Origin of the sequence: Streptococcus cristatus, assembly GCF_003943535.1 — a bacterium.
GTDB classification, from domain to species: Bacteria; Bacillota; Bacilli; order Lactobacillales; family Streptococcaceae; genus Streptococcus; species Streptococcus cristatus_L.
In genome coordinates this window covers 470,044-496,440 of record NZ_RJPU01000001.1, presented here as the reverse complement: position 1 = coordinate 496,440, position 26,397 = coordinate 470,044, and the positions used below count along the sequence as shown (strand labels likewise).

Below are 26,397 nucleotides of genomic sequence, written 5' to 3'. Positions count from 1 at the left end.
TAAGAAGAGGCCTCCTTTGTCAAGATAAAAAGGCCGGCAAAGCCAACCTTTCTAATCTCTATTTATTTCTGCTTTCCCGTGAAGCGCCATTGAAAGCGCAGCTTTTCATAAAAGGGAAACTCAATATTGAGAATGGCGAAGCCCAGCAAGGCCCCTCCGATCACATCCGTCGGGTAGTGCACGCCCAGATAGACTCTGGATGCCATAATGGTCAAGATAAAGAGCAAGAGCAAGCCCTGTACCAGACGCTTGATTTGTTGATTTTGCATCCGTTGCTGTACGATAATAATCAAGGTCCCCACAACAATAGCTGTCGCCATGGAATGTCCGCTCGGGAAAGAATAACCGCCCTCTTCGACCAAATGCAAAATACTAGGCCGACTTCTGTGGTAGACGAGTTTAATCAGCTTAATCAAAATCCCATGTAAGACCAGATTTCCCGCCAGCAAGGCAGCTTCCAGCTTCCATTTTCTATAAAGGAAAAATAGGACAAGGGCAGACACCCAGATAATAATCCCCAGCGGGTCAATGAAACTAGTAACCAGTTTGAAAAATATCGTCAAAGCTGTGGGCAAGTCCCCTCGCAGCCAAGTTTGAATCGGGCTATCAAAGCCAACTAGCTGCTCTGGATAAAACTTGACCATGTAGCCTAGTATGACGAAAAGTAAAAGGGCAAAAGAGCCCTTTGTTAGATAAGATTGTTTATTTTTCATAGCGTTTTAGAACGGGCGTCAAAAGCGTGTAAATTAGCCAGAAAGCCACCGCCCAGATTACTCCTTCTAATAGGTTAAAGGGAACAATCATGGTCAGCAGATACTTACTTACACCAATCATCTGACCGATATCAAAGTTTGCAAAACGAGCATAAAGCGGAATGGCATAAAAAGCATTCAGCGCCAGCATACTTGCAGTCAAGGAAAAAATTCCTAGGAAAGATGCAAGCAGATAGCTCATCAAATCTCTCTTCTTTTCCCAGAAAAGAGCAAAGAAGATGACATAGACCAGAATCGCCACAATATTGATTGGCAAACCGATCAAGGTTTCCACTCCATGACCATTTAAGGCCAATTTTAAAACAGAGCGAATGAGCAGAACTGCTACAGAACTCTTAAAATCCAAGAGAACCAAGGCTAGTAAAATCGGAATAATCGAAAAATCCAATTTTAGAAACTCGGCTACCAAAGGGATTTGATAGAACATGAGCAGGAAAGATAGTGCAGATAGAGCCGCTACTATCGCCATTTTGCGCGTATTTGTCATAACAGGTTCCTCCAATTTATAAAAATTAGAGAAGCTGGAAGGCTGTCAACACAAGGCCCGAAAAATCCTTTCACAATTTATAAGAGTATATAAAATGCCCCTTAAAATAAGGTTAAAACGACCAGCCGGCCAGGCAATAACGCCTTTCGTCTTCTCCCATCCAGACTATACTGTCGGTTGTGGAATCCCACCACATCAGCTTTCGCTCGCGGACTTATTTGGCTAAGATATTTTAGATTTATCTAGGCGTCGCAGTCGAAGATAATACTTAAAGTATATCGAGACAAGACAACGACGAGAAAGCTAAAATAGCTAGTCAAACTTACCGCCGGTCGGGAATTTCACCCTGCCCTGAAGACCCTTTAATCATAACAAAAAACGCTTGCACTTGCAAGCGTTTTGATTGATGTAAGCATAAATAGTTCAATAGAATCCATTTCATATATACCTACTTTTTACGTATGGCTTAATGCTGATCCCACCAAGCTTCCATCTCTTGATAAGAGTTGATGGGGGTTTGCTCTCCTGTTTTAGGATCGGTAGCTACAACATCTATTTTATCCTGACCGATTGGCGCAAACCAATGACGCATATCCTCAAAAACAGACTCTTTTGTGTTTTGTCCCTTACGCAAATTTACTTTAAATATTTTTTCTTCCTGCACTAATTCGATCATATCTGGATATTCCTGATACAAATTGATATTAGCTGTCTTCGGAAATTTCTCCTTATCATTAAAGCCAGAAAATGAGAGATGCCAAAATATTATACCTGCATGGTAAGGATCCATTGCTTCTTGGAGGTTTGTCGGACCAAACCCCATATCCATCTCCTCCATATAAGTCTTGGCATCAAAACCTTGTGGAGCTTCCTGAAATTTCTCTGTCTCTAAATCCAAAAATAGGTATCGACCATTGCGACTATCAGGTTCTTCTTTAAGAGATACCAACACAGCCACGTAATCTTTTCCATTATAATAGACAGGATCCCACCCCCATGGTTGGAGCTGATAATCATATCTATATAGCTCCTTATAGAGATCAATCTTCCGTTCCTTAAAATCCTTCGTACGCAAGTCATGTAGAATCAGATACCAATAATCCCCCTCTAGCTGATGCCTATTATTGGCAAGACGTTCCTGCGCCCTACGCTCCTGAGATACCAGATAGTTTTGAGTAGGCCTTGCGCCACTTTCGCGACCTTCTTTGTCCAGACCAACCACATACTGTTGCTTATCTCCAAATAGTAAAATCTTATCCACTTTTGTTGAAAAATCATCATACTTGACTTCATCCTTCTGAGCAGTGAGATGGTTGTAAAGGAGCACTGCAGAAAAGATACTGATTAGAAGGAGGGTGCTGATGACCCATTTATGTTTTATCCATTTCATGTTTACCTACTTTCTAGGCTAATTCCCTGTAGCCTGAGCTGGTGGGACAAGCCTATTTTATTTCAACTTATCCGCTTCGTATTCATGCACCAAGTCCAGTCCTGCAAAGTTCTGTTGCCGTAAGGCTTCGTAGACAATCATACAGACCGTATTAGAGACATTTAAGCTGCGGACATGCTGGTCATTCATGGGAATGCGCAAGGCCTTTTCTGGATGCTGGCGCATAAATTCCTCAGGCAAGCCTTTATCCTCACGACCAAACATAAAATAATGCGGCCCTTCTGCAGCAAAATTCTCTTCCGAGTAGACCTTCTCGGCAAACTTGGATATCAGATAGAGTTGTCCGTCCATCTGCTTCATAAAGTCATCCAGACTCTCATAGAAGCTAATATCCAGCTTATCCCAATAGTCCAGTCCAGCCCGCTTCATCTTACGGTCGTCAATGGGAAAGCCCATGGGCTTGATGATATGGAGGGGAGAATTGGTCGCTGCGCAAGTACGAGCAATATTGCCTGTATTCTGTGGAATTTGTGGTTCAAAAAGGACGATATGATTTTGCTGAGACATGATTTTTTCCTGATTTTCATTAGAATAAAAAAATAGCCACACTGCCCGGAGTCAAGCTCAGCAAACAGCGTGGTTAAGGCATCATTAACTTACATCACAACAGGTTTGATGTAAATCAATGAGGGTACTTTCCTAGTATATCATTTTCTTCCGACAAGTCAATAAAAACGACTTCAAAAAGTGAGATTTTTATAGGATTTCTTTTGAAACAGCTTACTATTTTGTAAAAAACGGCTTTATTGAGATTAATAGATGAAATTTTATATAAAAAAGGGTATGATAGATACATATTCGGGAGGAATAATATGAAAATTATCGTCGTCGGAAGCGGGAAGGTCGGCGCCGCCCTTTGTCGCTCGCTCGTTGCTGAAAAGCATGATGTCGTTTTAATTGAACAAAATGAAGCTGTTCTAAATCATATTACAAAACGTTACGATATTATGGGCATCGTTGGAAATGGTGCGAATTTTAAAATCTTGGAGCAAGCAGATGTTGCCCACTGCGATATCTTTATTGCCATGACTGAGCAGGATGAGGTCAACATGGTTTCAGCCGTTCTCGCAAAAAAAATGGGAGCCAAAGAAACCATTGTCCGCGTGAGAAATCCTGAATACTCAAATGCTTATTTTAAAGAAAAAAATATTCTAGGCTTCTCTCTGATGGTCAATCCTGAACTCCTAGCTGCTCGTTATATTGCCAATATTATTGATTTTCCTAACGCTCTGTCATTGGAGCATTTCGCCAATGGTCGAGTGACCTTGATGGAGTTTAAAATCAAGCCAGAAAGTCATCTCTGCCAAATGAGTCTCTCGCAATTTAGGAAGCATTTCCCTCACGTTATCATCTGTGCTATTGAGAGAGAAGGAAAACTCAGCATTCCAGATGGTGATTTCACCTTGCAGCCATCTGATAAAATCTTCCTGACTGGAAATCGTTCAGAAATTGTCCGCTTCCACAATAAAATCCGACCAAGAGTCATCAAGAGCCTCATGATTATTGGGGCAGGTAAGATTGCCTATTATCTCTTAAACATTCTCAAAAATAGCAAGATTGAGCTCAAGGTCGTCGAGATCAATCGCCAGCGTGCAGAGTTCTTCAGCCAAGAATTCCCTGAGCTCTATGTGGTCAATGGAGACGGTACAGCTAAAGATATTCTATTAGAAGAAAGAGCTGCGCATTACGATGCAATAGCTACTTTGACAGGCGTCGATGAAGAAAATATCATCACCTCAATGTTCCTCAACAATCTTGGAGTTCAAAAAAACATTACCAAGATCAATCGGACAAGTCTCCTCGATATTATCGACAATCAAGACTTCGCAAGTATTGTCACGCCAAAAGGAATCGCAGTTGATACCATTATGCACTTCATCCGCGGACGGAATAACGCACAATTCTCCAGCCTAGAAGCCTTGCACCATGTAGCAAATGGCCAAATTGAAACACTCCAATTTCAGATCAATGAAGGAAATAAAATGATTGAACAGCCTCTTTCTCAGCTCAAGTTAAGGAGCGGGGTGCTGATTGCTGCTATCATTCGTCAAGGCGTAGCCATCTTCCCAAGTGGAGATGACTATTTGGAAGTCGGAGATAAGATCATCGTGACAACCTTGATTCAAAACATCGATAAGATTTACGATTTGTTAGAGAGGTAGCCCCATGAATAGATCTATGATTCGCTTTCTCCTCTCCAAACTCCTGCTAATCGAAGCAGCCCTCTTGTTGGTTCCAACAATCGTTGCCCTGATCTACCATGAAGATCTTGAAGTCTTCCTTTCGATCGGCGCGACAATGATTATTTTAGTGATTTTGGGTGGATTAGGTTCAGCCTTTAAGCCTAAGGATGCCCACATTTACACCAAGGAAGGGGTCCTGATCGTTGCCCTTTGCTGGATTCTCTGGTCCTTCTTTGGCGCTCTGCCTTTTGTCTTTTCTGGCCAAATTCCTAATCTAATTGATGCTTTCTTTGAAGTCAGCTCTGGCTTTACCACTACTGGTGCTACGATTTTAAATGATGTATCTGTCCTTTCCCACTCCCTCCTCTTTTGGCGTAGTTTTACCCACTTGATCGGGGGAATGGGGGTGCTGGTCTTTGCCTTAGCTATCATGGACAATGCCAAAAATGGCCACTTAGAGGTTATGAAAGCGGAAGTTCCTGGACCAGTCTTTGGTAAGGTTGTGTCGAAATTGAGAAACACCGCCCAGATTCTTTATATTATCTATCTAGCACTCTTTGCCCTTTTTGCCTTTCTTTATTTCCTCGCCGGCATGCCACTCTTTGATAGTATCGTCATCGCAATGGGAACGGCTGGTACAGGAGGCTTCACTGTCTTTAACGACGGAATTGCCCACTACAACAGTTCTCTAATCACCTACCTTGTCAGCTTCGGCGTTCTGACCTTTGGGGTAAACTTCAATCTCTACTATTATCTCTTGATTCGAAGATTTAAGGCCTGTTTTCATGACGAGGAGTTGAAAGGCTATCTCTGGATTGTCCTCACTGCCACTATTTTGATTAGCTTCAATGTTCTCCATGTTTACGGGGAATTTGCTAAAAGCTTAGAAATTTCATTTTTCCAAGTTTCCAACATCATTACTACGACAGGATTCGGCTATGGAGATACCGTACAGTGGCCCCTCTTCTCACAAGTCATTCTGCTGCTGCTCATGTGTCTAGGAGGTTCTGCTGGCTCCACCGCTGGCGGTTTCAAAGTAATCCGTGCCATTATCATCGGCCGCATCGCTAAAAACCAAATCCTTTCCACGCTTTCGCCAAACCGCGTTCTAACCATGCATATCAACGGCGCTGTTTTGGATAAAGATACCCAACACAAGGTTCTCAAATATTTGGCTGTTTATATTTTGATTATCGCAGCTTTGATTTTCATCATCAGTCTGGACAATAACAATCTAATGACTGTTACCAGTGCTGTCATCAGCTGTTTCAATAATATCGGACCAATGATTGGGACAACCGAGACTTTCTCTATCTATAGCCCATTTTCTAAATTCCTCCTCTCTCTTGCCATGATTGCAGGACGTTTAGAAATCTATCCTATCCTGCTTCTATTCCTACCAAGAACCTGGTCTAATAGATAGCAGGAAAATAGCTATTGTTACTTAACTAATGCCCGTAACAACGGGCTTTTATCTTGTTCTAAAGCCGCCATATAAAATTGCTCCTCGTACTCTTTGACACTTAACTTTTCAAGGATAATGTCATTTTTCTCTTGCTCGCGAATCTATTTGGCAACTGTCTTTCTGTTTAGGCAAACGGTACTTACATATTTATCAAATATCCCGTGAAATCAAAACTCGAAAGTTTTGGAGGGATCAAGACAAGTATATGAACATGATCTGGCACATCTGTCCCTCAATAATTTCCACACTTTTGTATTGACATAGATGACGAAAATTCTCAATGAGATCTCGTCTTATTTTGTAGTGAATGATTTTTCTACGATACTTGGGGGTAAAGATGATAGGATATTTGCGCATCCATTTGGTATGTGATAAACTGTAACTGATTTTAGCCAATTCTTTTCCTCCTTTGCCTTACCTGAACAGATAGATTCTACCAGGAAAAAGAAATGAAAGCTCAAAGCCTTGGCAGCCACTAGCTTAGCTGATGTTTTTCTTGTTTTTATCGTAGAGAAAAACTGGCTTGAAGCCATAATGAAAATAAGACGGAAGGCCCTTCTTCCGTCTTATTTCTGGTCTCGAGACTCTGGAATCAATCAATTCCCAAACCCATCCTTATTTATTAATAATTCCAAACTCTTCCTTCTTCTTCTGCTGCTGGGCTTCCTTGTGATTATCATAGCGATTGGCCAAGAACTTAGCGATTTCCTTGAGGATAGAATAGGTCGGGATTGCCACAATCATCCCCAGCATTCCATGGATATTGCTGAATAAGAGCAGGAGCACCATGATGGTAATAGGATCTACCTTCATCACACCGCCAACGATACGGGGATAAAGAAAGATTATCGTTAGCAAAAGGACCTACATCAGCTTACTTTTATAAAACATCTGCCTCCTCCTATCGGTTATTTTATCCTAAATTTTGTTATAATAAAGGAGATTTAACGAAAGAGAGTAAAAATGGAAAAAATTATCAAACTAGAAAATGTAAGCTTGGCTAAACAAGGCCGAACTATCTTAAAAGATCTCAACTGGCAGGTGAAAAAGGGGGAGCATTGGGCCATTCTCGGTCTCAACGGCTCAGGAAAGTCTACTCTCCTGCGCTTGCTTATGGCTGAACATTGGAAGACTCAGGGCAAGGTGACGGTTCTCGGTACGGAATTTGGTGCTGGAGACATTCCTCAGCTGCGAACTAAGATTGGAGTAGTTGGCTCCTTCATTGCTGAGCGCCTGCCTAGCCATCTCACTGCCGAAGAAATCGTCCTGACAGGCAAGTATAAAAGCAGTATTCTCTACGCTCCTTACGGACAAGAAGAACTGGATCAAGCTAGGGAAATGCTGGCTTCCATTGGCGGACAAGATTTGATTGGCCGGAGCTACATCAGTCTATCTCAAGGGGAAAAGCAGCTCTTGCTGATTGCGCGCAGTCTCATGGAAAAGCCAGAACTGCTTATCCTAGATGAAGCGACCAGCGGTCTGGATCTCTTTGCCCGAGAGCGCCTGCTGGAACAGATTGGTAAGATTACACAGATGAATCAGGCTCCAACCATCCTCTATGTCACCCACCATGTAGAGGAAATCACTGCTGCTATGGATCATGTCCTGCTCCTAAAAGAAGGAGAAATCACAGCCCAAGGTCCTAAAGGAGACATACTTCAAAAAGAGGTCATGGATCGCTTCTATCCTCAGCCAGTCGAGCTGATTGAGCTGGGAGAAGACCGTTATTTCATCAAGGTGGAGAACAGGCCCTTATGAAGTAATTTTCTAACACCATCTTCAACCTGGGCTAGGTTCTGATTCTGACCATGACTGCGATTGTCTTGCTTTTCCTGTCTGGACAGATTCTGCTGTCCCACACTTACATCCCTTTAAGGATTGCTGAGGAGTCCCAATTCATCATTAAGCCTTGGTATTTCTACCCCATCCTCCTGCTCTTTCTCCTCAGCCTCTTTTTAATCCGGCCCCTGTTGGAAAAGCTTCAGACCAAGTATTTTTTTCGGATTTTGTCCCTCACCTGACTAATGCTATGACAACAGGCTTTTACCTTGTTCTGAAACTACCATCTGAGAACGCTTTAACATTTAACTTATCAAACGCAAGGTCATTTTTTCCTAATCACGTATATTAGAAACTATCTTTTTATTTAGGCCAACGATATTCACATAGTCTCCTCTCGCCTAAAACTTTCGATTGCCATAAAGAATACAACCCCTCTTGTTTTTCAATCTGAACAGGAGGGGTTGTTTTGAATTGAAATGAATAAGACTTAGCTTTGAGTTATTAGCATTTTCATCACTTCATTTTAATCATAATCAGCATATCTCCACCAAGCTATTGTTGCGATAAGACCTAGAATACTTACCCCAAATAAACTGACAATGCTCCCAAAATTCAATAGTGCTTTTCCTGCAATACCACTTGCGAGTGCAGGAATCGCCCATGGAATGTATTTCCCAAGGTTAAGAGCAGAACCAAGCTGAGAAAAAATAATTGTAAAAATAATAAATGCCAATGGTGACAAATATCCCCGGCCTAAACAAGCAAAAAAAGCCACTGGAGTAGAGAGTACGATCGTAAGAGTAGTACAATAACCAAAAGTAAGTATACCTTTGAAAATCACCATTAAGCTCCCACCCTCAAGTCCAATCAGATTGCCAGCTAATAATCCCAATAAAAGTGCAAAAATTGATAGAATATAGCTCCATAGAGCGATAACGATAAACTTGGATAATACGATTGTATCTCTTTTTATCGGGAGTGCTAATAGGTCTATCATCGTTTTATCAGAATATTCTCTACCAAAAATCCAAGATGCTGTAAATCCAAAAATGAGCAATCCCCCAACAGAAATGACTTGTGATACGGTCATTAAGTACGACGACCAGTCTGTTATCCTCATCATTTCCATTTTTGCAGAAATCAAACCAAGATTTTTGAAATTCTCTGGATATTTCATCATAGTTGCAAACAAACCAACAATAAAAGGAACTAAACAGATAGAACAAGCAGTTACGATGGAAAGTTTTGATTTTATTAACTTTTTCCATTCAATTAAAATACAGGAACTAAGCTTTTTCATTCGAAATACCTCCGTGATAGTCATTCAATATTCTTAAGAAATAATGCTCTAAATCTTCTTTTTCAACAGCCAGCGATTTGGGTGGATAACCTGCATGAACCAGAAATGTAGCAATTTCTTCCGGATATTCCACAGATTTTCTATCAGTTAATTCCAAGAAATGGATATTATTTTCTGTGTCTGATTGAATATTTACCTGATAGCCATGGTTAGATAATACTTCTTTCATAGCCTTATTATTAGAGCCACTTACTAGTAACTTCTTTTCTAAGTGCTGTTCTAATTCATTACTTTCAACTTCTCTTATAAGTCTGCCCTCGTGTATAATGATTATTCTAGTCGCAATCTTAGATATTTCCTCCAGATTATGACTGGAAATAAGAACAGTGGTACCTAGATTATTCGCCAATTCCTTTAATAGTTCTCTCACTTCAATAACTCCAAAAGGGTCTAATCCATTTGTTGGCTCATCAAGAATTAGAATTTTAGGTTTATGAATAATCGCTTTTGCAATTCCTAAACGCGCAACATTTCCTAAAGAAAGATGCTTCTCCTGTTTATGTTCATATTGCTTTAGTTTTAATTTTTCAATTACCCAGTCAATATTATCTTTATTAACCTCTCTTAATTTACTAACGATTTCTAAATTTTCTCTCACGGTTAAATCCGGATAAGAATAAGGCGTCTCAATAATATAACCTATTTCATTTCGAAGTTCTAAATTACTCAGATCTAACTTTTTTCCTTGGATATAACATTCTCCTGATGTAGATTTTATCAATCCTAGCATCATTCTCATCGTCGTTGTTTTCCCTGCACCATTCAGTCCTAAAAACCCTACTATTTCACCAGGTTTTATTGATAAATTCAAGTTGTTGACAACATTTTTTGTTCCATATCTTTTAGAAAGGTTTGCGGTTCTAATTGCTTCTTTCACCATTACCTGTCCTCCTTAGTAATTTGTTCCACAACTCCTTGTATGACTAACTTCAATGTAGTATCAATTTGTTTTTCGCCGATTTCCTCGATGTGTAGAATAGTCATAGCAATCGTTCTAAATAAAGCAGAGACGATTTCTACCGATACATTTTCTCTAATGTTGATTCGGGACACAATTTTTTTAACCATCCTATCATCTATCAGATGATGATTTGTTATCGCCTCTTTTGGCAATTTTCTTATGAGTAATTCCATTTCATGATTTTTAAATATGGTATACATAAATGAATAGCGAAAATCTTGATAAAAATCATAAAGTAACTGTACAAGACGATTTGTATCTATCTTGGTTTCCATACCTAATTGTTCTGTCAGACGATTCATAACACCTATTTGATATTCTTCTAAGACCGTAAAAAATAACATTTCTTTTGAGGAATAAAAATTATAAAAAGAACCTTTGGAAATATCTACCATGGCTGCCATTTGGTCAACTGTGGTTTTCTTAACCCCATATCTTTGAAGGCATTCCTTTGCAACTTTATGTAATTTCTTTCTAATTACTTCTTTTTCTTCACTAGTAAAAGCAGTAGCCATAACTTCCTCCTAAAAACACTATGACGTTTTTTGATTTTACAGTCATAGATTATCATATAAACTGAAAAATGTCAAAAGTCTTATATCTTATATGTAAGAAAATAAGGATACAGTACTGAAAGCTCCTATTATCTCGCTTTTCTCTCTGTATCCTTATTATATCTCAAGTTCCTTCTCGCAATTTCTCAATCATGACCAAGAAAGATGGATTGTTAATCTGATTGATGGTCTTGTAGAGAGCAACGGTGAAGTCCTGCTGAGGCAGGTAGCTAAGATTAGGCGAGCATTGTTCAAGCTAGCTTCTGCCAAACGCTGACAGTTTACTACTTCATTTAAAACAAACAAAAAGATTGAGACATTGTCTCAACCTTTTTATTTAGCATAATCAACTGCTCGCATTTCGCGAATGACTGTGACCTTGATATTTCCTGGATATTCCAAGTTGTTTTCAATCTTTTCACGCACGTCATGCGCCAAGATTGTAATCTTATCATCCTTGATTTTCTCTGGACTGACCATAATTCGGATTTCACGACCTGCCTGAAGGGCAAAGCTTGTCTTAACCCCTTCAAAGCTATTCGCAATTTCTTCCAAATCTTGCAATCGCTTGATGTAGCTTTCCAGCGACTCACTGCGAGCTCCTGGGCGAGCTGCACTTAGGGCATCAGCTGCTGCAACGATGACTGCAATGACACTCTCAGGTTCTACATCTCCGTGGTGGCTAGCAATGGTATTGATAACAACTGGATGTTCCTTATACTTGCGAGCCAACTCAGTTCCAATTTCTACGTGGCTGCCTTCTACTTCTCTATCGATGGCCTTACCAATATCATGGAGGAAACCAGCACGACGAGCCAAGTTAACATTTTCACCCAACTCTCCAGCAATAACTCCAGCCAGTTTGGCAACCTCAATCGAGTGACGGAGAACATTTTGTCCGTAGGAAGTACGGAACTGCAAGCGACCCATGATTTTCATCAAATCAGGATGCAAGTTTGGTGCTCCAATTTCATAAGCTGCGGCTTCACCATACTCTCGAATACGATTGTCAATCTCTAAGCGATTCTTTTCGACCAATTCCTCGATACGAGCGGGATGAATCCGACCATCCTTGAGAAGTGCTTCCATAGTCATCCGAGCAATCTCACGGCGAACTGGATCGAAACCTGAAAGAGTAACCACTTCAGGCGTATCATCAATGATAACATCAATCCCTGTCAAGCTTTCAAAGGTTCGAATATTACGACCTTCACGTCCGATAATCCGTCCCTTCATGCTGTCATCAGGAAGATGAACCGTTGAATTGGTCTGCTCAGCCACATAGTCACCAGCAATCCGCTGCATAGCTTGAACCAAGATATCCTTGGCCACCTTGTCAGAGCGCTCTTTGATATCCTGCTCCGCTTCCCGAATACGAGTCGCAATCTCCTTGGACAGCTTGTCCTCGGTCTTGTTCAAGATAATCTCACGCGCTTCCGTCTGAGTCAGGGATGCTACCCGCTCAAGCTCAGCTTCTTTTTGCTGCTCTAGCTCAGCTACTTGTGCTTCACGCGCATCAATGTGTTTAGCTTTATCAGTAAGACTCTGTTCTTTGTGCTCCAAAGTCTTTTCCTTGTTGGTTAAATTGTCATCTTTGCGGTCAAGATTACTTGCACGCTCTGTCAAGCGGCTTTCAATTTGTTTTAACTCTTGACGCTCAGACTTAAATTCTGCATCAACCTCTTCACGATATTTTCTGGCTTCTTCTTTTGCCTCCAAAAGTGCTTCTTTTTTAAGCGAACTGGTTTCGCGCATCGCTTCTTTGACAATCAAATCCGCTTCGCGTTCTGCCTGACCGCGTAAATTGGTTGCTTCTTGTTCAGCATTTAAAAGAGTAAGTTCCGCGGCTTCTTTAGATGCTTTCATCTTAACCGCGATTCCTACATACCCAATCACTAAACCAATGATGGCAGCAAAAACAAAAGCAGCTATCGTATATAAGCCCATGTTTTTACTCCAAATCTATTTAATTATTGAATTCAAAATTCCTTTTTATTCTATCATAAATAGCAGAAATTCACAAATCAATTTTTTGAAAAAGAAGCCTGATTTTTACCTATTATTGGGCGAAAAGGCGCTAAATCAAAGAATTTAATATATAAAATTTTTTTATTTCCTAACTCTTATTTTTTTATGCTATAATCAAAAGGAAGTGTTTGAAATGTCGCTTTTGAAACCTGATCTCATTTTCAGGTCCCAATTTTAAAATTTTAAAGGAGAAACCATGTCTAAAGAAGTTATCGTTGAAAGTTTTGAGCTTGACCATACAATCGTAAAAGCACCCTATGTTCGTCTCATTGGCGAGGAAACTGGTCCCAAAGGAGATATTATCTCTAACTTTGATATTCGCTTGGTGCAGCCAAATGAAGACTCTATTCCGACGGCTGGCCTGCATACCATCGAGCATTTACTAGCTATGCTCATTCGCAAGCGGATTGACGGTATGATTGACTGCTCACCTTTCGGTTGCCGAACAGGCTTCCACATGATTATGTGGGGGCAACACTCAGCGACTGAAATTGCCCAAGTCATCAAATCTTGCTTAGAAGAAATCGCTGAGACAACTACTTGGGAGGATGTCCCTGGCACCACCATCGAATCCTGTGGCAATTACAAGGATCATAGCCTCTTTTCTGCCAAAGAATGGGCGAAACTCATTCTCAGTCAAGGAATCTCTGACAATGCTTTCGAGCGCCATGTCCTCTAAGCAGAAGGATTTTTATCTTCTAGGATTTTATTATTTGCGCTAAAAATAAAAAAATTAACCCGTCCTTCTGGAAACAGAGGGCGGGTTTGTTCTTATTATTCCTGCATAGCATAGCCGATACCACGGACAGTTTTGATATAGCTAGTCTGACCAGCAATATCAATCTTACTACGTAGATAGCGAATATAGACATCGACTACGTTGGTTTCAGTGGCGCCTTCATACTTCCAGACACGTTCCAGAAGCTGCTCGCGGCTCATAACCTTTTGGTTGCTCATCAGCGTCACTAGTAGATCATATTCCCGTCGTGTCAAGGCAATCACTTCCTCTCCACGATAGACGATATGATTTTTCAAATCAACTCGTAGATTGCGGTAAGCAGTCGGTGTTTTTAGCTTGCTACAATGCTGGTCGATAAAGTCCCGACCTCGAAAAATATCGGAAACTTTCTCAACCAAATCGCTGATAATAAAAGGCTTGACGGTATAGGAAACAGCAAAGCGCTGGATCTCATCTGCATGTTCTTTGATTTCTTCACGGCTAGCTAAGACGATAATGACTGAAGCCGGCTTGAACAAACTCAGTTGCCTAGCAAACTCACTAGCGGTCATATCCTGCAGGTCATAATTAAGCAAAAATAGATCATAGTCATTTTCTCTAGCTAGTACCAAACCTTGACTTCCTGTCTCAACTACATCTAAAAGAAATGCTTCCTTTTGCAGTTCCAAAGTCACAAATCGTGCAAGATTCTTTTCATTTTCTACTAATAAAATTCGCTTTGCCATAGGCCTATCCTATTTTTCGTCATACCAAGAGTAGTGGAAGGTTCCTTCTTTGTCTTTACGTTGGTAGGTGTGGGCACCAAAGTAGTCACGTTGTGCTTGGATCAAGTTAGCTGGAAGGTCCGCTGAACGGTAGCTATCAAAGTAAGTGATGGCTGCTGAGAAAGTTGGCACTGGTACACCAGCTTGAACAGCAAGAGCTACGATATCACGCACTGCTTGTTGGTACTTAGCAGTAACATCCAAGAAGTACTCGTCCAAGAGAAGGTTAGCAAGGTCTGCATCGCGGTTGTAGGCATCTGTAATCTTTTGCAAGAAACGAGAACGGATGATACAGCCATCACGCCAGATAGATGCGATGTCCGCAAATGGCAAGTTCCAGTTGTTTTCTTTAGATGCCACACGCAACTGCGCAAAACCTTGTGCGTATGAAATGATTTTTGAGAAGTAAAGGGCTTGGCGGATCTTTTCGATCAACTCAGCCTTGTCTCCTTCAAATTTGAAAGCAGCCGGTTTTGGAAGCACCTTGCTAGCGTGTACACGCTCTTCTTTGTATGTAGAAATGTAGCGAGCAAATACTGACTCAGTGATCAGTGACAATGGCACACCAAGGTCAAGCGCTGATTGGCTGGTCCATTTACCAGTTCCCTTGTTACCTGCAGCATCAAGGATATAGTCTACGATTGGGCCATCTTGACCTTCATCATCTTTGCGACTCAAGATATCAGCTGTGATTTCAATCAAGTAGCTGTCCAATTCACCCTTGTTCCACTCAGTAAAGATTTCTGCCATATCTTCTGCAGAAAGACCGAGCAAGTGTTGCATGAGGTCATAGCTTTCTGCGATCAATTGCATGTCACCATACTCAATACCGTTGTGGACCATTTTCACATAGTGACCAGCTCCATCAGGACCGATGTAAGTCACACATGGTTTGCCATCTTCTGGTGCTTTAGCTGAGATTTCTTCAAGGACATCAGCAACCAATTCATAGGCTTCTTTTTGTCCACCAGGCATGATAGAAGGGCCTTCAAGGGCACCTTTTTCACCACCAGAAACACCAGTTCCGATAAAGTTGATACCTGAGTTTGCCAATTCTTCATTGCGACGAATCGTATCTTTATAGAAAGTGTTTCCTCCGTCGATCAAGATATCACCCTTGTCAAGGTGAGGAAGAAGAGCTTGGATAGTTGCATCTGTACCAGGTCCAGCTTGAACCATGAGCATGATACGGCGAGGTTTTTCAATGGATTGAACGAAAGACTCTACATCGTAGCTTGGAACAAAATTCTTTTCTGGATGGCAAGCAATTACGTCTTCTGTTTTTTCTTTACTACGGTTGTAAATGGCAACTGTATAACCACGAGATTCGATATTTAGGGCAAGGTTACGACCCATTACGGCCATACCTACAACACCAAAATTAGCTTTTGTCATTTTCTACTCCTATAATCTTAGTTGTTTAATCTGTTATATTTTAACATTTTTACATGGTAATGAAAAGTATTTAGCTGATAGAAATGCTTTTCTGATGGATGATAAACAAACAGCCAGAAGTTTCAACTCCTAGCTGTTTGGATATCATAGATACATTTGGATTTATTTCTCATCAACTTCGATGACAGCTTGTTCATCTTGTTTAAGCTTGTTGACAGTCATATTGACGCCAAGTGCTCCAGCTAACAGTTGACGGATGTCAAAGCCTGCCCCTTGAGAAACTTGATCAATACTCTGCATGATGTCGCCGACCATTTTAGAAGCGTTGCCTTCACCATACATGGTAATCTTATCTACCTTGGTCAATGGCTCTGCCACCGCACGAGCGATTTCTGGCAATTTATCGACAATCATCTCCGTAATCGCAGCTTCCTGCATCTTCTTCATGGCTTCTGCTTTCTTGTCCAAACCTTGGGCTTCCGCTTCTAGTTTAAGACGAATGGCTTCCGCTTCTGCACGTCCCTTGGCTTCAATAGCTTCAGCTTCTTGCAGTTGTGCAAATTTCTCAGCCTCGGCTTGAGCCTTGCGTGCTTCCGCTTCTTTCTGTGTTTCAAAGAGTTCCGCTTCGGCCTGACGCTGACGTTCAATCAATTGCGCTTCTGCGGCCTGTTGACGGGCATATTTTTCAGCTTCGGCTTGCTTGCGGATATTGGCATCCAATTCCTGCTCACGGACCTTAACTTCCCGTTCTTTGACTTCCGCTTCCTTTTCCTGCTTCATGATGTTGGCTTCTGCCGCCACACGTTCTTGTTCACGACGCTGGATTTCTGCCTCAATCCCTTTAGCCGCGTCCGCTTTAGCTTGCGCAATATCTGCTTCCTGCTTGAGGGCAGCTTGTTTCAGTTTGAGTTCATTTTGCTTTTGAGCAATTTCCAAGTCAGCGGCCACGCGCTTGTCGTTAGCCAACTTGTCCTGCTCAGCCTCAACTTCCTTGCGCTCACGTTCAGCCTTAGCCTTGGCAATCAGGGCGTCTTTCTTGATCGTTTCGACATTTTCGATACCGAGGTTGTCAATCACGCCACCTTCGTCAGAGAAGGATTGAACGGTAAAGGCAATGACTTCCAGACCCATCTTAGCCAAATCTGGCGCCACGTTATCTTGCACTTTAGAGGCAAATTCCTGACGGTCATTGACCATCTTGCGCAGTTCCATCTGGCCGATTACCTCACGAAGGTTCCCTTCGAGAACATCTTGAACAGAGTTGGAAATATCTGTTGTATTCCAATTAAGGAAGTTTTCTGCCGCACGCTCAATCATTTCATCCGTAGTACCAATCTTCAGCTTAACAGCCGCATCGGCACGAACGTTGATAAAATCAAGTGTTGGCACAGACTCAGAAGTACGGACGTCGGTAGAAAACTGCTCAATATCCAGATAAGAGCGCTGCTCTACGAAAGGAATCATGAAGCCAGCCTTACCTCTTAAATGACGCTGCTTACGCAGACCAGTAATAACGACTACTTCATTTGGCTTAGCATTGACATAACCCTTAGCCAAAAGAATAATAAGCACAATGGCTGCAACGATTGCAAAAATCAACCAGCCTGGGATAAATAACATATCCATAAAAACTTCCTTTCTTTTCCAGAGCAATAGACGAGTGCATTGCCCAAATATATTTTTAGTTAGTATATCAAAAAATTAACAGTTTGCAAAACTTTTACTGCTACTTCTATCCAACTTCCAAAATCCCCCCTAAAACAAAAAAGATAGCCCCTCATTCATTGAGGAAACTATCCATCTTTTATTAGTCATTTCTTCCAAAGATACGAAGGATGCTGAGGAAGAGGTTGATAAAGTCAAGGTAGAGGCTCAAAGCTAGAGAAATAGCCCAGCCAAGACCTGCCTGTCCACCCGTTTGCTCATAGACATAGCGAATCTTTTGATTGTCCCAAGCAATCAACCCTGCGAAAATAACAACGCTGACGTAGCTGACAATGTAGTCTATCATGTCGCTACCTAGGAAAATATTGACAAAACTCGCAATCACAATTCCAATCAGGCCTGCAATCATAGCTCGACCCATGCCAGATAAATCTTTTTTAATGATGACGCCCATGGCTGCCATAACAAGGAAAACAGCTGCACTAACTGCAAATGCTTTGAAAACTATGCCTCCTGTGTACATGGCCACAATGAAACTCATGGTAAATCCGTTTAGGGCTGAGTAGCTCAAAAAGAGGGGAAGAGCAGCTGGACTATTGCGGAGTCCTCTGCTGGAAGCTGACCAAACCAAGGCCAGCTCAATAAAGATAGCTCCATAGTAAATCCAGCTATAATGGAGCAAAATCTCAACCAGAGCTGTTTGGAAGGTCGTCAGCATTAGACCCGAAACCAGAGCAGAGATGGCAATTCCCATCCCAACAAATCCGTAGACCTTAGAATAAAAACTAGAAAGTCCACTGTTTTCTTGAATAATTGTATTGTTCATAACGTCTCCTTTTTACATTTTAACTTTTCATCATCTTTCGATGATACTTTTTACGACCACTCAGCTTTTGTCGCCAAGGCGCCGTCGCTTCTTTGATCGCCCAATACTTGTCCACCATAGTTACAATGAAGGACTCCTTGTAGCGCGGTGGTGCTAAGGTAGCCCCCCACATGTGCTTGATGATAATATCTTCTTCAACTCGATTGAGCTTGGTAATCTTACGGGCATTTCGGACTGCTAGGCGGGGATGTACCCAGGCATGACTCTTTTTAAACTTGGTTTCGCGCCAGTCATAATAAAATAGATCATGCAGAAGAGCGCCCCGTGCTGTACTGCGGGCATTCCAGCCAAATTTTTTAGCAATCTTATAACTAGTATAACTGACATTGATCGAATGTTCAAGCCTATTAGAATGAATATGATGGGTAATCCCTTTTAAGCGTTGGACGCTGGGCTTCTCGATCAAATGCCCCACATAGGCCATAAATTCATCATCTTCTCTGTAAGGCATGTCATCACCTCCATTTAGTTTTATTATAGAGAGATTTCTAAAAGCTAGCTTAAAGCAAACATCAGAATGCCGGCTGCCACAGCTACGTTAAGACTTTCAGCCTGCCCCTTCATGGAAATATGAACCAAAACATCAGCCGCATCCGTCATTTCTTGGCTGATTCCTTGCCCTTCATTACCCATGACTAGGAGGAAATCTTCATGTTTTTCAACCTTTTGATAATCCACAGAATCCTCTGATAAGGTCGAAGCCAGAATTTGTAAGTCATTCTGACGAGCCAGAGCCAGCATATCCTCTCTGCTCACGCGATAAATGGGCAGATGAAAATGGCTACCTTGCATAGAACGCAAGGTTTTGAGATTGTAAATGTCAGCGGAGTGACTAGAGATGAAAACTCCTTGATAACCCGCCGCATCCGCTGTTCGGATGATGGTTCCGACATTACCAGGATCCTGCACATCTTCTAAAAAGAGATAGGCACCTTCCAGCTTTTCTGGAATATTCTGCTCCTCAAAGGCTAATTCTGCAACAATTCCCTGAGGGGTCTTGCTATCTGCTAAATCACTGAGAATCTCAGGACTGACAAAAATCGTCTGAGAAAATGCTGCCAAGCGCTCTTCGTACTCTGCCAAGGCAAAAATTCGCAGAATCCGTGCCTGACTGGCCAGAGCCTCCTCAAAAAGATGCCAGCCCTCAATCAAATACGACTCGCTACGATATTTTTTTTGATGCAGCTTTTTAGCTTTTTTTACCACATTATTGGCTTTTGAGGTTATAATATTCATAAATACATTATAACACAATCTAGCAGTTTTGAACTCATCCTCTAGACTTATCCTCAGAGAAAATCTTATCCCAAGCAACCAGCTTCTCGCTACACCATGGGGCTGAGAAGCGAGTTTCAAACCGCTACAAAAGGAGGTAACGATGCAAAAAGTAAGAATGATTGCGCAAGGACGAGTCCAAGGCGTCGGCTTTCGTTGGGGCGTTTACTCCCTTGCTTTGCAGATTGGCGGGATTACAGGTCGCGTCTGGAATAATGACGACGGTACAGTCGAAATTTTGGCTCAAGCTGAAAGCTCTGCCCTCATGGCCAAGTTCATTCAAGAAATCCGCAAGGGACCAACTCCTTTTTCAAAAGTCAGCTATTTAGATGTCACCATGGCCAATTTTGAGTCCTATACCGACTTTAAAATTGCAAATTAGGTCTGCAGAACTATTGTATATTTCCTTAAAAAACAGTAGAATAGATAGGTATTATTTTTTTAGAAACAAAGGAAATGAACTCGTGAAAACATTTAAACGTATTTTATTCTCTGGAATGAGCTTGTCCCTCCTTCTATTATTGACAGGGTGTGTCGGACGAGACAAGGCCGGTAATCCTTCTGGTATTATTTGGGACGTGCTTGGCCAGCCTATGGCAGATAGCATCCAGTTCTTTGCTAAGAATTCAGGTCTCGGTTATGGTCTAGCGATTATTATCGTTACACTCATCGTGCGGCTGATTATTTTCCCACTGGGAATCTATCAGTCTTGGAAGGCTACTCTTCAGTCAGAAAAGATGAACTACTTCAAGCCCATCTTTGCCCCTATCCAAGAACGAATCAATAATGCCGAAACTCAAGAAGAAAAGCTAGCAGCCCAGCAAGAACTTATGGCTGCTCAAAGAGAAAATGGTCTGAGTATGTTTGGCGGTATCGGCTGCCTCCCACTACTCATTCAAATGCCGTTCTTCTCTGCCCTCTTCTTCGCTGCCCAATACACAAACGGTGTAGCCAGCAGTACATTCCTTGGCATCAATCTTGGAAAACCTAGTCTAGCCTTGACTCTCATTGTCGGTGTACTCTACTACATCCAGTCACTTCTCTCCCTACATGGTATCGAAGATGAAACCCAAAAAGCGCAGATGAAGAGTGCAACTTACATGAGCCCGATTATGATTGTTGTCTTCTCTTTCATGTCACCAGCAGCTGTGACGCTCTACTGGGTAGTCGGTGGTTTCGTTCAAATTATCCAACAATTCATCATTAACTACTTAATGCGTCCTCGGATTAGAAAGCAAGTAGCTGAAGAATATGAAAAGAATCCTCCGAAAGCCATGAGCAATGCAGGCCGCATCAAGGATGTGACACCAAAAGCGAGTCAAGCAATCACTCAAAATAACAAAAAGAAAAAGAATCGCAACGCTGGTAAACAACGTTCTAGATAAATAAACTATCCATTTCCCTCCAAGATTTCCTATCTAATCTTGGAGGGATTTTTTTCTACTCGTCCTAATAATACTAAAAGAGAGGCTGGGACAAAAGTCCTAGCCTCTCAATTGTCTTTGGATTGTTAGCAAGACGCAGTGGTTGAGTGGGCTCTACTACGCTGATTTCATCAGCTTCTACAGCCCTACTCAACTGTGCGGAGGTGGGACGACGAAATCGAATTCTAACGAATTACCGATTTCTGTCCCACTCTCTCTTTCTTAAACGTTTAATCCATATACTTCAATTTTCCACGGAAATCTTCCAGACTTTCATAGCCTTTTTCTGCCATAATCTCCTTGAGTTCTGCGGTGATGCGCTCAAAGGCTGCCACTCCTTCTTTATGAAGGGTTGTTCCTACCTGCACCATACTGGCTCCACAGAGGATATGCTCAAAGGCATCGCGCCCTGTCAGGACACCCCCAGTTCCGATGATTTGGATTTCTGATTTCAGGCGCTGGTAAAAGGCATGGACATTGGCCAGAGCCGTAGGCTTAATGTACTGACCGCCAATACCACCAAAACCATTTTTAGGACGGATGACGACAGACTCATCTTCTATATAAAGACCGTTTCCGATTGAATTTACACAATTGACAAACTTGAGCGGATAGTTGTTAAAAATCGCAGCGGCCTGATCAAAATGCACGATATCAAAGTAAGGAGGCAGCTTGATACCCAGGGGCTTAGTGAAATAAGCAAAAACTTCTGACAAGATTTTTTCTGTCGTTTCAAAATCATAAGCAATCTGTGGCTTGCCAGGGACATTTGGACAGGAGAGATTGAGCTCAGTAATCCCTTTAAAGTCGCTTGCCTGCACTTTCTTGAGAATGGTGTGGGTTTCTTCTGGCGACATACCAACCAAAGAAAGGAAGAAAGTACGATTTGGCTCGCTTTCTTGCAGCTCCAGCAAATAGTCAAGATAATAATCTAAACCATTATTGGGCAGGCCCATGGAGTTGATAGAGCCCAGTGGTACATCCTGATAGCGAGGCTCTGGATTGCCCTGACGAAAGTCCAGCGTCGCCGTCTTTGTCACAAAGGTTCCTGCAGCAGAGTTTTTGACTTCTTCTAACTCTTCCACTGTCATACAAGCCACCCCTGCAGCATTCATCAAACAGTTGTCAAATTCAAAACCCGCAATTTTTGTCTTGGTTGTTGTCATTATTTTGACCTCTTATTCCTTAATTTTCTCTATTATATCATTAAAATTCTTCCTATAAAAAATTTATCCTAATTTTCTAGCAAAAGGTTCGGCATTTCCACCTAGAATCTTCAAAAAAATATTATGGAAATTTTCAGAAAATTCAACTTTTTTCTTTACACCCTAAAAAAATTCTGCTATAATGGCTCGTGTAATAAAATATAACAACAAAAAGGAGAACGATATGACATCTGCTAAAGAATATATCCAAAGCGTGTTTGCAACTGTGAAAGCTCGTAACGGGCATGAGGCTGAATTTCTCCAGGCGGTTGAAGAATTCTTCGGCACTCTAGAGCCTGTGTTTGAAAAACACCCTGAGTATATCGAAGAAAACATCTTGGCACGTATCACCGAGCCTGAGCGCGTGATTTCTTTCCGTGTTCCTTGGGTTGACCGTGATGGAAAAGTGCAAGTCAACCGTGGTTACCGTGTTCAATTCAACTCAGCTGTTGGACCATATAAAGGCGGACTTCGTTTCCACCCAACTGTAAACCAAGGGATCTTGAAATTCCTCGGCTTCGAACAAATCTTTAAGAACGTCTTGACTGGACTCCCAATCGGCGGTGGTAAAGGTGGATCAGACTTCGATCCTAAAGGAAAGACTGATGCTGAAGTGATGCGCTTCTGCCAAAGCTTTATGACAGAATTGCAAAAATACATCGGACCATCTCTTGACGTACCTGCTGGTGATATCGGTGTTGGTGGACGTGAAATTGGTTACCTCTACGGTCAATACAAACGTCTTAACCAATTTGATGCGGGTGTCTTGACTGGTAAACCTCTTGGATTTGGTGGTAGCTTGATTCGTCCAGAAGCAACTGGTTATGGTTTGGTTTACTACACAGAAGAAATGCTCAAAGCTAATGGTAACAGTTTTGCTGGTAAGAAAGTGGTTATTTCAGGTTCTGGTAACGTAGCTCAATATGCTCTTCAAAAAGCGACTGAACTTGGTGCAACTGTTATCTCTGTATCTGACTCAAACGGTTATGTCATCGATGAAAACGGTATCGACTTCGATCTTTTGGTTGATGTTAAAGAAAAACGCCGTGCTCGTTTGACTGAGTATGCAGCTGAGAAAGCAACTGCTACTTACCATGAAGGTTCTGTATGGACTTACGCTGGTAACTACGATATCGCTCTTCCATGTGCGACTCAAAACGAAATCAATGGTGACGCAGCTAAACGTTTGGTGGCTCAAGGAGTTATCTGCGTATCAGAAGGTGCTAATATGCCTAGTGACCTTGATGCGATTAAAGTCTACAAAGAAAACGGAATCCTTTACGGACCTGCCAAAGCTGCCAACGCTGGTGGTGTAGCTGTATCAGCGCTTGAAATGAGCCAAAACAGCCTTCGCCTTTCATGGACACGTGAAGAAGTTGATAGACGCCTCAAAGACATCATGACCAACATCTTCAACACAGCTAAAACAACTGCTGAAACATACGGTCTTGGTACCGACTACCTTGCAGGAGCAAATATCGCTGCCTTCGAAAACGTAGCAAACGCTATGATTGCACAAGGTATTGTTTAATTAGTCAATACATCTTATCGGAGGACAAATGATGAACTTACGGCCAATGGAAGTGAGAGACAATTCAGCTGTAGCGCAGCTCATTCGAGCCAGCCTAGAAGAATTCGGGCTTGACAAACCAGGAACTGTCTACTTTGATTCTCATCTAGATCATTTGGCCGACTATTATCAACAGCAAGAGAGAGCAACTTACTTTATTCTGGAAGATGAAGGTCAACTGGTTGGCTGTGGTGGCTTTGCACCTGTGTCTGATAAGATTGCTGAATTACAAAAACTGTATGTCACTAAAAATAGCCGTGGCAAAGGTTATTCCAGCAGGTTGATAAAGCGGATATTCCATGAAGCCCGCCTAGCAGGTTATGAACAACTTTATCTAGAAACCTCTACTGAACTGGCTACGGCTGTGGCCATCTATCAACACTATGGTTTCACATCACTGCAAGAACCACTTTCTAACGCCGCCGGCCACCCAGCTATGAATATCTGGATGATAAAATCCCTCTCATCAGATGAATAGATGGCAGTATACTAATGTAGCCAATGCTATGATAGTAAAGGTATTGTTTCAATTCATTTGCTTAATCCTCAATCGCTTTGATTGGGGATTTTTATGTCGGCTTCAAAAAAGCTCACTATTTAAAATAGTAAGCTTAAAATCAAGATTTATTTTACTTCTACTAAGGCAGAAGACAGGCATTCAACAATTTCGTTTACTGCTTCATCTATGTCTAGGTCCTCATTATCATTCAACATCATTGGAAGAGCATAAGAAAGACTCAAGGCTAGAATATAACGAACGATTCTTTCGTTTGACCAATCTCGGATAACACCATTTTCTTTAAACTGATTCAGAACTGGGCTAATTGGCTTAATGATAGAGTGAACAATAACATTCCCTAACTGGTCAGAAATATTTTTATCAATAAAAGAACGACTCAAGAGAATTTTAACTTGCATTTGATTCTCCTGAATGAAAACTAGTCTATCTCGAACAATGCTTCTCAAAAACACTGGAAAACTCTCTTGGTTTGCTGTAAATTTCTTCTCAGAAAAATCAGCGATCACATCTGGAATAACTTGCTCAAGAAAAGTCGATAAAATTGCTTCTAAGATGCCTTCCTTGGTTTTAAAGTAACTAAAAACAGTCCCTTCTGAAACTCCAGCCTCCTTAGCAATAAGGCTTGCTGTTGTATTTTCAAAACCCATTTCTGAAAATAACTTTAGACTTGATAATAATACTTGACGTTGTTTTAGACTCAAGTTGCTATTTTCTAATGTCTGTGCATACTTTTGTTCTAAACTTTCCATTGCTAGCACCTCTCTGCTACTCTCTTACTTTTACAACTTTCTTACCTCGAGTGTGTCCCGACTTCAGACTACGATATGCCTCTCTAACTGACTTTAGAGAAAAATCATAAACCTGATCAATATTCAGCCGAATCTTCCCATCTGAGACCATTTCCGCTAGAACTTTAAAATCATCATATGTGGAATGTCTAGGACCCGTGAACTGAGCTCCTCTTATCATAACATATGGTGAAGGTACTAGCGTTCCAATAGCCGTACCCTTCAATCCCAAACTAAAAGCCAATTTAACATAATCACTTCCATAGCAATCCAAGAATTTTGTAATCGGCTTTGGACTTGCTGATAGAAGAGCATTCTGGATGTTCTCTTCGTAAGCTACTGGAATCGCACCTAAGGACTTCAGATAATCCGAATTTTTCTTACTTGCAATTCCGATAACTGTTGCACCCTTAGCAACTGCATACTGTACTGCAATACTTCCAATACCACCTGCTGCTGCTGAAATCACTACAACATCTTTGGAGTTTAGCTCAATCTTTCTAAAAGCACCTCCCACAGTTAAAGAGGCTACACCCATAGTAGCTGCATGGTTCATATCAATCATCTCTGGTTTCAATACAATTTCCGATTCATTGACACAAATTTCTGTTGCCAATGCTCCCCTCTTGGTGCCTAATCCTGGGTCACTGATCATTGTTCCAAAAACCTTGTCCCCTACTGCAAACCGACTTACTCCTTCACCAACTTCTGTGATAACTCCAGCAAAATCCCGACCAACACCTCTTGGAAAAAGAGATGATTTTGACTCAAGCCAACAACTTGGCTTCTTTAGTTTCGTCATAAAAGATAGAAATCGGAGTGGCTTTGCACCCTCAAAAGTCTTAAAATCAATGGGATTTAAACCAACAGCATGAACTTCTACCCTAACTTGATTTGCTTCTAAAGCATCAGATTTAACGTTCACCAAATCTAGCACTTCTTCATCACCGAAACGACTATATTGTATTGCTTGAACAATCATTTTATAAACTCCTTTTTTTGTCTACAAATTGAGTGAGCACTCAATCATATTGCGATTATACGCTTATTTCCCAAATATGTCAATCTACGAACTTGTATTTCTATAGGTTGCTTAAATAATCAGGTTCTTAATAAAGCGATA

25 protein-coding genes, 4 pseudogenes and 1 riboswitch are annotated in these 26,397 nt (G+C 41.4%); of the genes and pseudogenes, 9 read left to right on the top strand and 20 right to left on the bottom strand.

Annotated features, from left to right (window positions below; genetic code table 11):
* Positions 1–62: 62 nt before the first annotated feature.
* From D8790_RS02710 to D8790_RS02695, 4 genes are all read right to left on the bottom strand, one after another.
* Positions 63–713 carry a phosphatase PAP2 family protein gene (locus tag D8790_RS02710; RefSeq protein ID WP_125387479.1) on the bottom strand — a complete coding sequence of 217 codons (651 nt, stop codon included), beginning with the start codon at positions 711–713 and terminating at the stop codon, positions 63–65.
* On the bottom strand, positions 703–1,260 hold the full coding sequence (locus D8790_RS02705) for an ECF transporter S component (RefSeq protein ID WP_125387478.1): 558 nt from the start codon (positions 1,258–1,260) through the stop codon (positions 703–705). The genes D8790_RS02710 and D8790_RS02705 overlap by 11 nt, the downstream gene beginning before the upstream one ends.
* A gap of 144 nt (positions 1,261–1,404) precedes the next feature.
* A riboswitch (FMN riboswitch) is annotated at positions 1,405–1,623 on the bottom strand.
* Positions 1,624–1,726: 103 nt separating this feature from the next.
* Positions 1,727–2,650, bottom strand: a complete 924-nt coding sequence (locus D8790_RS02700) for a hypothetical protein (RefSeq protein WP_125387477.1) — start codon at positions 2,648–2,650, stop codon at positions 1,727–1,729.
* A gap of 57 nt (positions 2,651–2,707) precedes the next feature.
* Positions 2,708–3,217 carry a tRNA (cytidine(34)-2'-O)-methyltransferase gene (locus tag D8790_RS02695; protein ID WP_185761895.1) on the bottom strand — a complete coding sequence of 170 codons (510 nt, stop codon included), beginning with the start codon at positions 3,215–3,217 and terminating at the stop codon, positions 2,708–2,710.
* A gap of 305 nt (positions 3,218–3,522) precedes the next feature.
* Between D8790_RS02695 and trkA the strand changes: the two genes are divergently transcribed.
* Positions 3,523–4,872, top strand: coding sequence for a Trk system potassium transporter TrkA (gene trkA, locus D8790_RS02690; RefSeq protein WP_125387475.1), 1,350 nt, complete (start codon positions 3,523–3,525; stop codon positions 4,870–4,872).
* 4 nt (positions 4,873–4,876) lie between these two features.
* Positions 4,877–6,316 carry a TrkH family potassium uptake protein gene (locus D8790_RS02685; protein ID WP_125387474.1) on the top strand — a complete coding sequence of 480 codons (1,440 nt, stop codon included), beginning with the start codon at positions 4,877–4,879 and terminating at the stop codon, positions 6,314–6,316.
* Positions 6,317–6,364: 48 nt separating this feature from the next.
* Here D8790_RS02685 and tnpA read toward each other — a convergent pair.
* Positions 6,365–6,715: pseudogene (tnpA, locus tag D8790_RS02680) on the bottom strand (IS200/IS605 family transposase).
* A gap of 258 nt (positions 6,716–6,973) precedes the next feature.
* Positions 6,974–7,198: pseudogene (locus D8790_RS02675) on the bottom strand (AI-2E family transporter); the annotation flags it as partial.
* Positions 7,199–7,321: 123 nt separating this feature from the next.
* Here D8790_RS02675 and D8790_RS02670 point away from each other — a divergent pair.
* Both D8790_RS02670 and D8790_RS02665 read left to right on the top strand, forming a co-directional pair.
* Complete coding sequence (locus D8790_RS02670) at positions 7,322–8,116, top strand: ABC transporter ATP-binding protein (protein WP_125387473.1); 795 nt, start codon at positions 7,322–7,324, stop codon at positions 8,114–8,116.
* Positions 8,117–8,166: 50 nt separating this feature from the next.
* A pseudogene (locus D8790_RS02665) lies at positions 8,167–8,373 on the top strand (hypothetical protein); the annotation flags it as partial.
* 290 nt (positions 8,374–8,663) lie between these two features.
* On the opposite strand, the gene D8790_RS02660 reads toward D8790_RS02665, so the two are convergent.
* The 5 genes and pseudogenes from D8790_RS02660 to D8790_RS02640 all read right to left on the bottom strand — a co-directional run bounded on the left by D8790_RS02660 (position 8,664) and on the right by D8790_RS02640 (position 12,962).
* Entirely contained in the window at positions 8,664–9,440 is a 777-nt protein-coding gene (locus tag D8790_RS02660) for an ABC transporter permease (RefSeq protein ID WP_125387471.1), read from the bottom strand.
* Positions 9,427–10,380 (bottom strand): ABC transporter ATP-binding protein, encoded by a 954-nt coding sequence (locus tag D8790_RS02655; RefSeq protein ID WP_125387470.1) that lies wholly within the window; start codon positions 10,378–10,380, stop codon positions 9,427–9,429. Before D8790_RS02655 ends, D8790_RS02660 begins: the two co-directional genes overlap by 14 nt.
* Positions 10,380–10,976: a TetR/AcrR family transcriptional regulator gene (locus tag D8790_RS02650; RefSeq protein WP_125387469.1), complete on the bottom strand. Its 597-nt coding sequence runs from the start codon at positions 10,974–10,976 to the stop codon at positions 10,380–10,382. The genes D8790_RS02655 and D8790_RS02650 overlap by 1 nt, the downstream gene beginning before the upstream one ends.
* A gap of 163 nt (positions 10,977–11,139) precedes the next feature.
* Positions 11,140–11,250, bottom strand: a pseudogene (locus tag D8790_RS02645) (SAM-dependent methyltransferase); the annotation flags it as partial.
* Between the two features lie 98 nt (positions 11,251–11,348).
* Positions 11,349–12,962 (bottom strand): ribonuclease Y, encoded by a 1,614-nt coding sequence (locus tag D8790_RS02640; protein WP_125387468.1) that lies wholly within the window; start codon positions 12,960–12,962, stop codon positions 11,349–11,351.
* 277 nt (positions 12,963–13,239) lie between these two features.
* Here D8790_RS02640 and D8790_RS02630 point away from each other — a divergent pair, with 277 nt between their 5' ends.
* Entirely contained in the window at positions 13,240–13,722 is a 483-nt protein-coding gene (locus D8790_RS02630) for an S-ribosylhomocysteine lyase (protein ID WP_005590897.1), read from the top strand.
* Between the two features lie 95 nt (positions 13,723–13,817).
* Here D8790_RS02630 and D8790_RS02625 read toward each other — a convergent pair whose 3' ends face one another.
* The 6 genes from D8790_RS02625 to D8790_RS02600 all read right to left on the bottom strand — a co-directional run bounded on the left by D8790_RS02625 (position 13,818) and on the right by D8790_RS02600 (position 19,728).
* A complete protein-coding gene (locus D8790_RS02625; protein ID WP_125387466.1) occupies positions 13,818–14,507 on the bottom strand; it encodes a response regulator transcription factor in 690 nt (229 codons plus the stop codon).
* A 9-nt stretch (positions 14,508–14,516) separates the two neighbouring features.
* The gene (gene gnd, locus D8790_RS02620; RefSeq protein ID WP_061452053.1) at positions 14,517–15,941 is read right to left on the bottom strand and encodes an NADP-dependent phosphogluconate dehydrogenase; all 1,425 of its coding nucleotides are present in this window, start codon (positions 15,939–15,941) and stop codon (positions 14,517–14,519) included.
* Positions 15,942–16,103: 162 nt separating this feature from the next.
* Positions 16,104–17,567, bottom strand: coding sequence for a flotillin family protein (locus D8790_RS02615; RefSeq protein WP_125378834.1), 1,464 nt, complete (start codon positions 17,565–17,567; stop codon positions 16,104–16,106).
* Positions 17,568–17,748: 181 nt separating this feature from the next.
* On the bottom strand, positions 17,749–18,432 hold the full coding sequence (locus D8790_RS02610) for a Bax inhibitor-1/YccA family protein (RefSeq protein WP_125387465.1): 684 nt from the start codon (positions 18,430–18,432) through the stop codon (positions 17,749–17,751).
* A 19-nt stretch (positions 18,433–18,451) separates the two neighbouring features.
* On the bottom strand, positions 18,452–18,943 hold the full coding sequence (locus tag D8790_RS02605) for an HDIG domain-containing metalloprotein (RefSeq protein ID WP_125387464.1): 492 nt from the start codon (positions 18,941–18,943) through the stop codon (positions 18,452–18,454).
* 44 nt (positions 18,944–18,987) lie between these two features.
* Positions 18,988–19,728: a TrmH family RNA methyltransferase gene (locus D8790_RS02600; protein ID WP_125387463.1), complete on the bottom strand. Its 741-nt coding sequence runs from the start codon at positions 19,726–19,728 to the stop codon at positions 18,988–18,990.
* 142 nt (positions 19,729–19,870) lie between these two features.
* On the opposite strand from D8790_RS02600, the gene D8790_RS02595 reads away from it, so the two are divergent.
* Entirely contained in the window at positions 19,871–20,149 is a 279-nt protein-coding gene (locus tag D8790_RS02595; protein WP_125373777.1) for an acylphosphatase, read from the top strand.
* Positions 20,150–20,231: 82 nt separating this feature from the next.
* The gene (gene yidC / locus D8790_RS02590) at positions 20,232–21,152 is read left to right on the top strand and encodes a membrane protein insertase YidC (RefSeq protein ID WP_125387462.1); all 921 of its coding nucleotides are present in this window, start codon (positions 20,232–20,234) and stop codon (positions 21,150–21,152) included.
* Positions 21,153–21,421: 269 nt separating this feature from the next.
* Here the strand turns inward: yidC and D8790_RS02585 are convergent, their stop codons facing one another.
* Positions 21,422–22,357, bottom strand: coding sequence for a dihydroorotate oxidase (locus D8790_RS02585; protein ID WP_125387461.1), 936 nt, complete (start codon positions 22,355–22,357; stop codon positions 21,422–21,424).
* Between the two features lie 223 nt (positions 22,358–22,580).
* Between D8790_RS02585 and gdhA the strand changes: the two genes are divergently transcribed.
* The gene (gene gdhA, locus D8790_RS02580; protein WP_125387460.1) at positions 22,581–23,927 is read left to right on the top strand and encodes an NADP-specific glutamate dehydrogenase; all 1,347 of its coding nucleotides are present in this window, start codon (positions 22,581–22,583) and stop codon (positions 23,925–23,927) included.
* A 31-nt stretch (positions 23,928–23,958) separates the two neighbouring features.
* Positions 23,959–24,444 carry a GNAT family N-acetyltransferase gene (locus tag D8790_RS02575; protein ID WP_125387573.1) on the top strand — a complete coding sequence of 162 codons (486 nt, stop codon included), beginning with the start codon at positions 23,959–23,961 and terminating at the stop codon, positions 24,442–24,444.
* Positions 24,445–24,590: 146 nt separating this feature from the next.
* Here D8790_RS02575 and D8790_RS02570 read toward each other — a convergent pair whose 3' ends face one another.
* Both D8790_RS02570 and D8790_RS02565 read right to left on the bottom strand, forming a co-directional pair.
* Positions 24,591–25,235, bottom strand: a complete 645-nt coding sequence (locus tag D8790_RS02570) for a TetR/AcrR family transcriptional regulator (protein WP_125387459.1) — start codon at positions 25,233–25,235, stop codon at positions 24,591–24,593.
* Positions 25,236–25,251: 16 nt separating this feature from the next.
* Complete coding sequence (locus tag D8790_RS02565) at positions 25,252–26,256, bottom strand: NADP-dependent oxidoreductase (RefSeq protein ID WP_125387458.1); 1,005 nt, start codon at positions 26,254–26,256, stop codon at positions 25,252–25,254.
* Positions 26,257–26,397 lie beyond the last annotated feature (141 nt).